Origin of the sequence: Streptacidiphilus sp. MAP12-20 (assembly GCF_041262525.1) — a bacterium.
GTDB lineage: Bacteria > Actinomycetota > Actinomycetes > Streptomycetales > Streptomycetaceae > Streptacidiphilus.
On the sequence record NZ_JBGCCK010000008.1, the window covers coordinates 163,811 to 176,439 of the forward strand.

The 12,629-nt window shown below is 70.5% G+C and carries 9 protein-coding genes; 6 read left to right on the top strand and 3 right to left on the bottom strand.

What is annotated here, in order from left to right; genetic code table 11:
• Positions 1-9: 9 nt before the first annotated feature.
• The 3 genes from ABIA32_RS13175 to ABIA32_RS13185 all read right to left on the bottom strand — a co-directional run bounded on the left by ABIA32_RS13175 (position 10) and on the right by ABIA32_RS13185 (position 7,438).
• On the bottom strand, positions 10-1,251 hold the full coding sequence (locus tag ABIA32_RS13175) for a glycosyltransferase (RefSeq protein ID WP_370094337.1): 1,242 nt from the start codon (positions 1,249-1,251) through the stop codon (positions 10-12).
• 139 nt (positions 1,252-1,390) lie between these two features.
• Positions 1,391-5,455, bottom strand: coding sequence for a beta strand repeat-containing protein (locus ABIA32_RS13180; protein WP_370094339.1), 4,065 nt, complete (start codon positions 5,453-5,455; stop codon positions 1,391-1,393).
• Between the two features lie 186 nt (positions 5,456-5,641).
• A complete protein-coding gene (locus ABIA32_RS13185; protein ID WP_370094341.1) occupies positions 5,642-7,438 on the bottom strand; it encodes a long-chain fatty acid--CoA ligase in 1,797 nt (598 codons plus the stop codon).
• A gap of 177 nt (positions 7,439-7,615) precedes the next feature.
• On the opposite strand from ABIA32_RS13185, the gene ABIA32_RS13190 reads away from it, so the two are divergent.
• From ABIA32_RS13190 to ABIA32_RS13215, 6 genes are all read left to right on the top strand, one after another.
• Positions 7,616-8,383, top strand: a complete 768-nt coding sequence (locus ABIA32_RS13190; protein ID WP_370094343.1) for a metallophosphoesterase — start codon at positions 7,616-7,618, stop codon at positions 8,381-8,383.
• Positions 8,384-8,492: 109 nt separating this feature from the next.
• Positions 8,493-8,924 carry an SRPBCC family protein gene (locus tag ABIA32_RS13195; protein ID WP_370094345.1) on the top strand — a complete coding sequence of 144 codons (432 nt, stop codon included), beginning with the start codon at positions 8,493-8,495 and terminating at the stop codon, positions 8,922-8,924.
• The gene (locus ABIA32_RS13200; RefSeq protein ID WP_370094347.1) at positions 8,924-10,099 is read left to right on the top strand and encodes an ArsA family ATPase; all 1,176 of its coding nucleotides are present in this window, start codon (positions 8,924-8,926) and stop codon (positions 10,097-10,099) included. The genes ABIA32_RS13195 and ABIA32_RS13200 overlap by 1 nt, the downstream gene beginning before the upstream one ends.
• Before the next feature lie 44 nt (positions 10,100-10,143).
• A complete protein-coding gene (locus ABIA32_RS13205; protein WP_370094349.1) occupies positions 10,144-10,587 on the top strand; it encodes a DUF5304 family protein in 444 nt (147 codons plus the stop codon).
• Positions 10,588-10,739: 152 nt separating this feature from the next.
• Positions 10,740-11,681, top strand: a complete 942-nt coding sequence (locus tag ABIA32_RS13210) for an ROK family glucokinase (protein WP_370094351.1) — start codon at positions 10,740-10,742, stop codon at positions 11,679-11,681.
• A gap of 76 nt (positions 11,682-11,757) precedes the next feature.
• Positions 11,758-12,552 (top strand): endonuclease/exonuclease/phosphatase family protein, encoded by a 795-nt coding sequence (locus ABIA32_RS13215; protein WP_370094353.1) that lies wholly within the window; start codon positions 11,758-11,760, stop codon positions 12,550-12,552.
• Positions 12,553-12,629 lie beyond the last annotated feature (77 nt).

The following is a 12,629-nucleotide window of genomic DNA, read 5'->3' on the forward strand; positions in this document are numbered from 1 at the left end:
CGAAGCGCCTCAGCTCTCCGCGAGATGTGCGCCGACGTGGCGGGTCAGCTCCCAGTCCTTGCGCCCCCGCATCTCCCGCCAGACCGCGCGCAGCGCCGCCCCGGCCAGGATCAGCTGGTAGAACGGGGCCCCGATCAGCAACTTCGCGTAGTGGCTGAAGCGGACGGTGAGCTGGTACTGCTTGCCGAAGTCGTGCAGCCCGACGACCTCGAAGGCCGTCATCGCCGCCATCGGCACCAGCGGCGAGAAGGAGATCAGCGCGACCACGACCTGCACCTTGGCGATGAAGGCCAGCACCACGCCGGCCAGCAGCGCCAGCCCGGAGAACGCCTGGATGAAGGGCGTCACCAGGGTGTAGCGGGCCAGTAGCCGCTGCCGGAAGGAGGGCAGCCGCTTCCAGTCCCTCTTCCGGTACACCTGCAGGAAGCCCTGGTTCCAGCGGGTGCGCTGCTTGAAGAGGGAGACCACCGAGTCCGGGGTCTCCTCGCGGGTGACCATCTCCGAGTCGTAGGCGACGACGACCTTCGCGCCCTGGCTGGACAGGCGCACCCCCAGGTCGCAGTCCTCCGCCAGGCAGGTCGCGTCCCAGCCGTCGAAGGTGCGCAGGAGCTCCGTGCGGACGAAGACGGTGTTGCCGCCCAGCGGGATGAAGCCCTTGGCGGCGTGCAGGTGCAGCCGCGAGCGGAACCAGAAGAAGTACTCAAGGCAGTTCCGCAGGCTGTACCAGCTGGAGTGGAAGTTGATCAGTTGGACGCCGCCCTGCACCACGTCCGCCGCGGTGTCCCTGAAGGCGTGGTCGACGTGGCTGAGCAGCTGAGGATGGACCTGGTCCTCGGCGTCGAAGACGCCGACCACGTCGCCGCGGCAGCTGGGCAGCGCGGTGTTGAGCGCCTTGGGCTTGTTCTTCTTCTCGTGGGTGTCGGTGACGACGCTGACCAGCCGCGGGTGCTCCGCGGCGAGCCGGTGGGCGACCGCGGCGGTGTCCGGGTCGTCGTGGCCGACGATGACGATGACCTCGTAGTCGAGGTGTGTGGACTCGAGCAGCCGGAGCACGGTGTGCTCCAGCACCTCCTGCTCGTGCCGCGCGGGCACCAGCAGAGAGAACGACAGTGCTCCGGTTCCGTCAGGATCCCCGAATCGGGTTCCCGCCAGAGTTTCCGGTGTCCGCCACGCGTGCAACATCCACCACAATGTGAACACGGCGACCCAGAACAATGCGAGCGAGCACAGCACGATGAACGCAGAAATCATGGATTCCCCTCCCCCCGCACAAGGTATGACGCGGCCGCTCGCCTGCGCCGGGACTTAACAGTTCTTTCCCCGGAATTTAACGAGCGGCCGCGAAAAACCGGCCGATGGCCGAAATCAGCACTATTTCAGAGTGTGTATTTCACGACGTGTAGGTGATGGTCGGCGCCGAGACCGCGAAGGTGTCGGTCGAGGCCCCCACCCCGGCCGTGAAGGCGACCAGCACCTTGCTCGGCAGCGTCACCGCGACGTCCAACTGCTGGACTCCGTCGATCTTCACGACGAGATGGCTCGCCGTGGTGATCTGCACGTCGACGGTGTGCGTCGCGCCCTGGAGCGCGGGGATGGCGTTGTTGTAGCCGAGAGTGTTGAAGGTCGTCGTACTGCTGCTGGTCGTGGCTCCGCCGAGCACGGGCGCGCTGCCCGAGCCGAAGTTGGAGAAGACCGCGAGCCCGGCGACGGTGGCGTTGAGGCCGGTGACGCCCAGTCCGCCGCCGTCGTGCCCGATCGACGCGGTGGTGCTGCTCGACGCGTCCAGCAGCGCCAGGGTCATCCCGTCGCCCTGCTGGGTGCTGGTGCCGCTGATCTGCTCGGTGAAGCTCGCGTGCAGGCCGAGCGGCGAGACCGCGGTGCCGTTGACGATGTCGCCCTTGGACGAGGTCATCCCGTCCGTGGTCAGCGACACCACACCGGAGTTGAGCCTCGCCACGCCGTTGAGGTGCCAGCTGCTGTCGGTGAAGCCCGGCAGCGTGCCTCCGGTGCTGGCCGGCTGGCCGGTGCCGGAGAGCGAGACGGTAACCGTGCCGCTCGTCGTGGTGACCGCGAAGGAGCTGTTCAGAGCACCCGTCAGGGTCGGCGTGAAGGTGACCGGGACGGTGATCGAGGCCCCCGGCGCGACGGTCGTCCCGGTGGCCGGGAGGGTCGCCCCGAACGGCGCGGCCGGTGCGGTGCCGGCCGAAACCGTCTCGGTGGCGCTGCCGTTGTTCATCAGCGTCACCGACTGGGTGGCCGTGCCGCCCACGGTCTGCGAGCCGAAGGCGACCGAGGTCGGCGTGGCCGTCAGCACCTGCGGGCCGGTGCTGGCCGAGGCGGGCGGGGTGATGGTCAGGTTGTTCATGGTGTGGACGTCGGTGCTGGCGCCGGTGGCGGCGGTGAAGCCGACGTAGGCGTTGCTGGGCAGGACGCCCGCGGCCGGTACGTAGTCCAGCAGTTGGCTGCCGTCGACGCCGACCTTGACGTGGCCGCCGGCCGTCGTGACGGTGACCGGGTGGCTGCCGGTCTCCAGCGAGGTGGGGATCTTCGCCCAGGCGAGATAGGTGAGGTTGTCGGTGCCCGAGCCGGGGCCCTGGGCGATGCCGACGAAGTTGCCCATCCCGGTCTGGCCGTTCCAGCTGCGGGAGAGGACGACGGCCAGCCCCGGCAGACCGGAGAAGCCCATGCCGCCGCCGGTGGCGCCGGTCTTGGTCGCGGTGCCCTTGGTCGAGTCGATCAGCGCGTACGTCGCGCCGTCACCGCCGGTGCCGCCGCTGAAGGTCGAGGTGAACGAGGCGGTCAGGCCGTCGGTCTTGACGGCGCTGGAGTAGAAGGCGGAGCCGGACTGGTTGGTCGTCGCCGGTGTCAGCTGGATCGAGCCCGTGGTGAGCGTCGCCGAGCCGTTGCTGGTCCAACTCGTGGGCGGCTGCGGCAGCGTGGCCAGACCGGTGCCGGTCAGCTGGACGTACAGGTCGCCCTGGCCGGTGTTGCCGGTGATCTCGTAGCTGTCGCTCAGCGCCCCTGCCGTGCTCGGCGCGAAGACGATCGGCACCGAGACCGACTGGTTCGGGCCCAGCACGGTGCCCTCGGCGATCGCGTTGGGGCTGCTGAAGGTGCCCACCGGCGCCTTGGCCTTGTTCAGTGTCACCGGGACGTTGCCGTCGTTGGTGACGGTGAAGCTCAGCTGCGGCGAGGTGGTGCCGACCGGGATCGAACCGAAATTGAGCGCAGTGGGCGTGATGGTCAGGTGCCCCTGGCCGGTGACCGCGGAGCCGCTCAGCGGCACGGTGAAGGTGCCCGAGGTCGACATCACCGAGAGTGCGCTGCTGTTGGAGCCGGCCACGGTGGGGCTGTAGGTGACGCTCTCGGTGAAACTGCCGCCGGGGGCGACCACGGTGCCGACGGCCGGCGCGCCGGTGACGGTGAAGGGGGCGGCAGGCGCGGTCGTCGATGAGACCGTCTCGTTGCCGGTGCCGGTGTTGGTGAACTGGACCGAGGTCGAGATCGGCACCCCGGTGGGCTGGTTCGGGAAGTTCAGCGAGCTCGGCGACGTCGCGAAGCCCGCCTTGACCCCGTTCCCGCCGACCGAGAAGCCCACCGTGCCCTGGTCGGTGGCGACGCTGACGATGCCACTGGTCGCCCCCGCCGCGGTGGGGGCGAAGGTGACCGGGATGCTCAGGCTTCCGCCGGTGGCCAGGGCGGCCGGCAGCGTCGGCGCGGTGACCGAGAAGGGCGCCGAGGTCGTGATGCCGGTGATGTTGAGGGCGCGCGAGGCCGTGATCGTCAGAGTGCCGCTGCCGGTCGAGCCGACGTTGACGTTGCCGATCGCGACCGGCTGGCCGGTCAGCACCGAGGAGGCCGGGCGGCCGAAGGCGAGGATGTGCCCGTCACGGGTGCCGATGTAGACGCGGCCGCCACTGGTGGCCGGGGTGACGAACTTGGGCGCGACGCCGGTGGGGGCGGACCAGAGCACGCTGAGCGAACCGTCCGCGTTCGGGGTGCCGTTGTAGGCGTAGAGGGTGGCGCCGTTGCCGTACATGTCGTTGGCGCGGGAGACCCAGATCACCGAACTGCCCGCGGTGGTGCCCGTGGAGGTGACGGTCGGAGAACCCTCGTTCAGGTAGCCGAAGTTGAGCGAACCCTGGCCGGTCAGCGCGAGCGCGGGGTTGCCGCTGCCGTCGGTGCCGAGGTGGAAGGCCTGCAGCGGGCCGCCGTTGCTGGAGTAGTAGACGTAGCCTCCGCCTCCGCCCCAGAAGGCCGGGTGGCAGTAGCAGCCGGTATAGGGGCCGAGCGTCTGCACGTTGGCGTTGCCGCCACCGCTGCCCTGGGCCATGCCGCCGAGGTTGTCACGGTTGAGCAGGAAGATCCGGCCGTCCTTGCCCTGGGTGACGGCGAGGTGGGGTATCGCGGAGGTGCCGTAGCCGTCGGGTATCGCCATGACGCCGCCGGAGCCGAGGTCGCGGTCGTTCTGGTCGAGGTAGGCCGCGTCGGACGGGGCGAAGAAGTCGTTGGCCTTCAGCGAGCCGTCGCCCTGCACGGTCAGCGAGATGACCGACTCGGACATGGTCGCGGGCGGGCTGCTGCCCGGTCCGGCGGGCGGCGAGATGCCGTTGCCGGTGGCGAACTCGATGTGGCCCTGGGCGTCGCCGACCAGGCCGCCGCCCGCGTTCCAGATGCCGCCGCCCTGGTTCCGCGCGCCGGTCTCGTCGACCCACATCGCCGTCTGAGTACCGGCGGTGTTGACGCCGACCACGAAGCCGCGCCAGTTGCCGTGGTCGCAGACCGAGCCGAAGCCCGCGTAGATCACGCCGTTCATCAGCAGCAGGCCGGGACGCTGGCCCTCTTGGACGGGAGTGAACACGGTCGTCGGGTCGTTGCTCGGGGAACCGCTGATGACGACGGGGAAGCCCGTCTTCTCGTTGCCGGTGGTCGGATCGATCGCGTGCATCTTCCAGACCGGCGCGTCGTGGTACTGGCCGCCGTCCTCCTTGGAGGTGAGGAAGAGGTAGCCGGAGGCCGGGTCGTAGACGGGCGTCGAGGTGATGCCGATGTAGGGAGCCAGATCACCGCAGGACCAGGTCGCACCCGGTGTGGTGACCCCGGAGGCGGGCCAGGGAGCGCCGTAGGCGTCGGTCCACTTCACGGTCCCGGTGACCGGGTCGAGCCCGTAGACGTGGTTCGTCTCGGTGGCCACCACCAGGGTGTTCCCGATGACGACGGGCTGGGCGTAGACCTGCCCGTCCACGGCGGTGGAGAACTGCTGGCCGAAGTCGGAGGAGGAGACCTGAGAGGGCGTCAGCCCAGGTTCGTTCTGGTCCCATCCGGTGCGGTAGGTGTCCTGGGACACCGTGGTCTCGTCCGCGTGAGCGGTGGTGGCGGAGACGGCGGCTCCGCCCAACAGGGCAGCGGTCAGGCTGAAGGCAGCCAGAAGTGGCGCGAACTTGCGAACGGGCATCGCGGACGAAGTCCCCCCTCGTCATGATGAGCGCGGAATGCGCGGGCCCAGGATCGCAACGGTTGTGGGGGGTGTGTGTCGGAATCTGCATGAATATACGGCCCGTTAATGCAACACTCCCCGGAATTTTACATTCCGGGGGGTGGGCGTGATTCCGGTAAGCCAAGGTAAGACGTGGGTATGCGATCAGCGTGAGTAAAGCGCCTCGACGGCCGCCGCGTAATCCTTCATCACCACGGCGCGCTTCAGCTTCAGCGAGGGCGTCAGATGCCCGGATTCCTCCGAGAAAACCGTGTCCAGTACGGCGAACTTCTTGACCGCTTCGGCGTGCGAGACCGCCGCGTTGCCGTCGTCGACGGCGGCCTGCACGGCTGCGAGCAGGTCGGAGTCGCCGGCCAGGTCGCTGACGGTGGCCTCCTCCGGCTTGCCGTGCAGCTTCTTCCAGGCCGGGAAGAACTCCGGGTCCACGGTGATCAGCGCGGCGATGAAGGGCCGGCGGTCGCCGACCACCATGCACTCCGCGATCAGCGGATGCGCCCGGATCCGGTCCTCGATCACGGCCGGGGCGACGTTCTTACCGCCGGCGGTGACGATGATCTCCTTCTTGCGGCCGGTGATGCTCAGGTAGCCGTCGTCGTCCAGCGAGCCCAGGTCACCGGTGGCGAACCAGCCGTCCTGCAGCGCCTCGGCGGTGGCCTCCGGGTTCTCCCAGTAGCCGGTGAAGATCTGCGGACCCTTCAGCAGGATCTCGCCGTCCTCGCCGATCCGGATCGAGGAGCCGGGCAGCGGCTGGCCGACGCTGCCGATCCGGGGCTCGTCGTGCGGGTTGAAGGCGGTGGCCGCGCAGGTTTCGGTCAGGCCGTAGCCCTCCAGCACGGTGAAGCCGATGCCGCGGTAGAAGTGGCCCAGCCGCTCGCCCAGCGGCGCGCCGCCGGAGATCGCATGGGTGGCCCGGCCGCCCAGCGCGTTGCGCAGCTTGCTGTAGACCAGCGCGTCGAAGAGCTTGTGACGCAGCTTCAGGCCGAGCGAGGCGCCGGCCGTGGTGTCCAGCGCCCGGCTGTAGGAGATGGCGGTGTCGGCGGCGCGGTCGAAGATCTTGCCCTTGCCCTCGCTCTGCGCCTTGGCGCGGGCCGCGTTGAAGACCTTCTCGAAGACGCGCGGCACGCCGAGGATCAGCGTCGGCCGGAACGAGGCCAGCTCGGCGGTGACCTCCTTGATGTCCGGCACGTGGCCGATTCTGATCGGCGCCATGGCGGCGGCGATCTCGGCGATCCGGCCCAGCACGTGCGCCTGCGGCAGGAAGAGCAGGACCGAGGCCTCGCCGGGGCGGAACAGCGGTTCCAGTCGCGCGGTCACATTGCCCAGCTCCGCCATGAAGTTGGCATGCGTGAGCATGCAGCCCTTGGGGCGGCCGGTGGTGCCGGAGGTGTAGACGAGGGTCGCGAGCGAGTCGGGACCGAGCGTGGCCCGGCGCTCCTCGATCGCCTCGTCCGAGACGTCGGCTCCGGCCCGAACCAGGTCCGTCAGCCCGCCGGCCTCCAGCTGCCAGAGCTGCTTGAGGTCGTGCAGCCGCTCGCGCACCTCGCCGATCACGGCCTCGTGCCGGGGCAGTTCGGCGATACAGGCGACGGCGCCGGAGTTGCCGAGGATCCACTCGACCTGCTCGGCCGAGGAGGTCTCGTAGACCGGCACGGTGACCGCGCCGGCGCACCAGATCGCGAAGTCCAGCAGCGTCCACTCGTACCGGGTCCGCGACATCAGGCCGACCCGGTCGCCGGGGCCGACGCCGGAGGCGATCAGGCCCTTCGCCGCCGCCCGCACCTCGGTGAGGAACTGCGCGGCGGTGCGGTCTTCCCACACGCCGTCCACCTTGCGGGCGACCAGGGGGAGATCCGGGTACTGCTCGGCGTTGCGGTGGACCAGATCGGTGAGGTTTCCGCCGCTCGGCACCTGGTAGAGGGCCGGAAGGCTGAACTCGCGCAAAGCTGCTCCTCGATCATCGAAGCGCCGGCCGGGTCGGGGACCAGGGGCGCTGTCACGGCCACGCTGCTGGGACGCCAGGACGTTACTAGCGGGTAGGACTTTCTGGATAGATGTACCCGCCAAGGTGTTTCCAGGGTCACACTCGGTCCAGGGTAGGGGCTGGCTAGGCTGGCAGTCATGCGGGTCCATGTGGTCAGTGACGTGCACGGCAACAGCGAGGCCCTGGCGCGGGCGGGGGAGGGCGCGGAGGCGCTGGTCTGCCTCGGCGACCTGATCCTCTTCCTCGACTACGCCGACCACGGCCGCGGCATCTTCCCCGACCTCTTCGGGGCGGAGAACGCGTCGCGCCTGGTGAAGCTGCGCAACCAGCGCCGGTTCGAGGAGGCGCGCGTCCTCTCCGCCGAGCTCTGGGCCGGCATCGGGACGGACCGGCGCGAGGCCATCGAGGGAGCCGTGCGCCGCCAGTACGCAGAGCTCTTCGCCGCCTTCCCCGCGCCCACCTACGCCACCTACGGCAACGTCGACCTGCCCCGGCTCTGGCCCGAGTTCGCCCGCGCGGGCGTCACCGTGCTGGACGGAGAGGTCGCCACGATCGGCGGCCGCCGTTTCGGCTTCGTCGGCGGCGGGCTGCCCAGCCCGATGCGCACGCCCTTCGAGATCTCCGAGGAGGAGTACGCCGCGAAGGTCGCCGCGCTCGGACGAGTCGACGTGCTGTGCACCCATATCCCGCCCGCGCTGCCCGAGCTGACCTACGACACCGTGGCCCGCCGCTTCGAGCGCGGCAGCGAAGCGGTCCTGGACGCGATCCGGACCACCCAGCCGGACTACGCCCTCTTCGGCCACGTGCACCAGCCGCTCCGACGCCGGATGCGCATCGGCCGCACCGAGTGCGTCAACGTCGGCCACTTCAACGCGACCGGCCGGCCCTGGGTCCTCGACATCTGAGGGCCTCTGTTGACGGTCTGTTGCGGGCCTCCGTCCGAGCCGGGACCCCCGAACGCGGTAGCCTCAGGGCGAGATCCATGACAGCAGGTCGAGAGGCGGAGGCCATCCGATGGCGGAGCACACCAGGTCGAGCACCACGATCGACGCGACCCCGGCCCAGGTGATGGCCGTGATCGCGGACTTCGCGGCGTACCCGGTGTGGACCGGGGAGGTCAAGGAGATCGAGGTGCTGGCCACCGGCGACGACGGTCGCGCCGAGCAGGTGCGGCTGCTGCTGGACGCCGGCGCGATCAAGGACGAGCACGTCCTCGCCTACACCTGGGACGGCGACCGCAAGGTCAGCTGGACGCTGGTGAAGAGCCAGATGCTCAAGTCCCTCGACGGCTCCTACAGCCTCGCCCCGGCCGGCGCCGGCACCGAGGTCACCTACCAGCTGGCCGTCGACGTCAAGATCCCCATGCTGGGCATGATCAAGCGCAAGGCTGAGAAGGTCATCATCGACCGCGCGCTCGCCGGGCTGAAGAAGCGCGTCGAGGGCTGATGGCGCCCCGGCTCGTCCTGGTCACCGGCGCGGGCGGCGCGGGACGCAGCACGATCGCCGCCGCGACGGCGGCGCTGGCCGCCGAGTCGGGCGAGCGCGTCCTGCTCGTCGCCGCCGACGACCCGCACCGCGCGGTGGACGGGCTGCTCGGCCACCGGCTGAGCGCCGAACCCCTCCGCGTCGCCTCCGAGCCCGGCCTCTTCGCGCTGCGACTGGACGAGCAGGCGGCCTTCCGCGCCGCCGGGGTCCGACTGCTGGAACGGGCCAAGTCGCTCTTCGACCTGCTCGGCGTCGAGCCGCTGGAACCAGAGGAGCTGACCGCCCTGCCGGGCGCGCGCCAGCTCGCCCTCCTGGACGCGCTGCGCACGCACGGGCGCGCGGACGAGTGGGATCTCGTCGTCGTCGACGCGCAGCCTGTGCACGAACTTGTGCCCGCGCTCGCGCTCCCCGCCCAACTGGACGCCTACCTGGCCCGGCTGCTGCCCGACGAACGCCAGGCGGCGCGGGCCCTGCGGCCGGTGCTGGCCGGGCTCGCCGGTGTGCCGATGCCGTCGCAGTGGCTCTTCGAGGCCCGCGCCTGGGCCTCCGCCGAGCTCGCCGAGGTGCGCGCCGCGCTGGAGGCGCCGGGCACCACCGTGCGGCTGGTCGTGGCCCCGCCGCGCGGTCCGCGGGCCCGCACCGAGCTGCGCCGGATGCGCGCCGGACTGGCCCTGCATCAGCTGCCGTTGGAGTCGTTGATCGTGAACGGCGCCTCGCCGGGGGCCGACGTGGGAATGGGAATGGACGCGGACGTGCCGGTGCACCTCGTCGCCGACCTCGGCCGCGAGCCGGAGCGGGCCGACCTGGGCGGACTGGCCGCGCCCGCCGCCCTGGTGACCTGGACCTGGACCGACGACCTTGCCCGCGAATCCGCCGCCTGGCAGGTCGAGGACCGGCTGGACACCCCGGACCGGGTGCTGGTCTGGCACATCCCGCTGCCCGGCGCGGAGCGGGGCGACCTCGACCTGGTCCGGCGCGGCGACGAACTCTCCCTCGGCGTCGGCCCCTACCGGCGCACCGTCCCGCTGCCCTCCGCGCTGCGCCGTTGCACGGTCGCGGGGGCGTCCCTGCTCGACGGCCTGCTGATGGTGCGATTCGCTCCCGACCCTTCCCTGTGGCCCGCCTCGCTCAGGTAGCGTCGAAGGCAGACGAACCTCCGGGTCCACGAAGGAGATGCACGATGACCAGTGCCGACGACAGCGCATCCGAGAAGCGCGAGGACGGGGACGTCTGGGCGGAGGCGGTGGCCGAGCAGCAGCTCCACGAGACCGAGCCGGTGCCCGTCTCGAAGGACGAGCCCGCCGCCGAGCCGAAGGCGCAGGAGGCCCCCACCGGCCCCGAGTTGCCGTTCGGTGCCGACCTGGGCCCGCTCGTCGACGAGGTGCGCAAATTCGCCTCCGCCGTGGGCGAGAAGGTCAGCGCGGTCAGCAACGGCGGCAGCGACCCGATGGAGGTCCTGCAGAACCTCGCCGCCCCGCTCCGGACCAAGAACCCCGCGGTCTACGGGCACCTGCTCGCGGCCGGCGGCGAGTTGATCGCCGCGTACCGGGCGGCGGTTTCAGCCTCCGAACGCCGTTGGTCGGCCCCGAAGCAGAACGGCTCGGAGCACATCGACCTGGACTGACCCGGACCGCGGGATTGTTTACGACTTCTGAAGCCGCCAACTGGAAGCCCAGTCACCCTGTCTTCGGCTAATGTACGCAGAGGTGTGTACCCGCCCCCCTGTGGGCGGGTACGGTACCGCCCAGCGGAGAACCACCGAAGACTGAGGGACACATGGGACTCACCATCGGCGTCGACGTCGGCGGCACCAAGATCGCAGCCGGTGTCGTGGACGAGAACGGCACGATCCTGGGACGCACGCGCGTGCCGACGCCCGCCGATCCGCAGTGGGCCGTCGGCGCCATCGCCGACGCCATCACGGAGTTGCGGCGAGACCACGAGATCACCGCCGTCGGCGTCGGTGCGCCCGGCTACATCGACCGCGGTCGCTCCACGGTCATCATGGCGCCGAACATCGCCTGGGAGAACGAGCCGCTCAAGGCCCGGATCGAGGACCTGGTCCACCTCCCCACGGTGATCGAGAACGACGCCAACGCGGCCGCCTGGGGCGAGTTCCGCTTCGGCGCGGCGGCCAGCCACCAGGACATGATCATGGTGACGGTCGGCACCGGCATCGGCGGCGGCATCGTCATCGAGGGCCGGATGCACCGTGGAAGTTTCGGCGTGGCGGGCGAGATCGGCCACCTCAACATGGTGCCCGAGGGCCTTCCCTGCGGCTGCGGCTCCAGGGGCTGCTGGGAGCAGTACGGCTCCGGCCGCGCGCTGCGCCGCTACGGCCGCGAGCACGCGGCGGCCGACCCGGTGCGCGGCAAGCGCCTTCTCGAACTGAACGAGGGCGTGGCCGAGACGATCACCGGCAGCCAGATCACCCAGGCGGCCAACGAGGGCGACCCGCTCGCCCTGGACGTCTACGACGAGCTGGCCGACTGGCTCGGCCGCGGCCTGGCCGACCTGGCCTCCCTCTTCGACCCTGCGGTCTTCGTGCTCGGCGGCGGCGTCTCCGACTCGGGCCGGCTGCTGCTGGACCCGGTCGCCAAGGCCTTCGAGAAGTACATCATCGGCGGCGTGCACCGGCCCCGAGCGGAGGTCGTGCTGGCGACGATCGGCTCGGCCGCCGGCATCATCGGCGCGGCGGACCTGGCCCGCCAGTCCTGACCGGCTCGGGTTCCCGCGCGACGCGCCCGCATCGTAGTTCGGTGCGGGCGGCGGCGTCTGCTGCCACACTCGGATCATGGACTCGCTTGCGGCGCAGGACACGTGGAGCTTGCCGGCCTCAGGACCGCAGCCGGACGGCTCGGAGATCGTCCGGGTGGTCAGCTACAACATCCGCTCGCTGCGGGACGACCGCACGGCAGTGGTCCGGGTGCTGCGCGCGCTCCAGCCGGACCTGGTCTGCATCCAGGAGTCCCCGCGCTTCTGGTTCCCCCGCCCGCAGGCGGCCTGGCTCGCCCGCTCGGCCGGCCTGATGGTCCTCAGCGGCGGCAAGTCGGCCTCCGGCCCCCTGCTTCTCGGGCGCCTCCGCGCCCAGCCCCTCTCCGTCCACGACGTCTGGCTCCCGCGCACGCCCGGCCTCCACCAACGTGGCTTCGCCACGACTGTGGTGCAGCTGGGTTCGGCGACGCCGTTCTCGGTGACGAGCTGTCACCTCTCGCTGGACGGGGACGAGCGGTTCCAGCAGTTCGAGCTGCTGCTGGATCATCTGGACGGTCTGGGCGTGCCCGGTGGCGTGGTCGGCGGCGACTTCAACGAACACCCGGGCGAACGGGGTTGGGACCTGCTGGCATCGAGACTGCAGGACGGCTGGGCGACGACCCCGTGGGGCCACGAGTTCAGCTCGGTCCCGAAGAACCCGTTCCAACGCATCGACGGCGTCTTCGCCACCCGCGACATCGAGGTACTGGCCTGCGGCGTGGTGGGAGAAGGATTCCCAGGACTCCGCGCGAAGGACTTGACCCTCGCGACGGATCACCTTCCGGTCCTGGCGGTACTCGCAGTACCTCAGGGGCGCGAGGAACTGCGCGAGTAACCCCCCTGTGCGGATGGCCCTGCGCGTTCGGGGCTCTACCTGCGTGGGTGGCTTGCCGCGCAGTTCCTCGCGCCCCT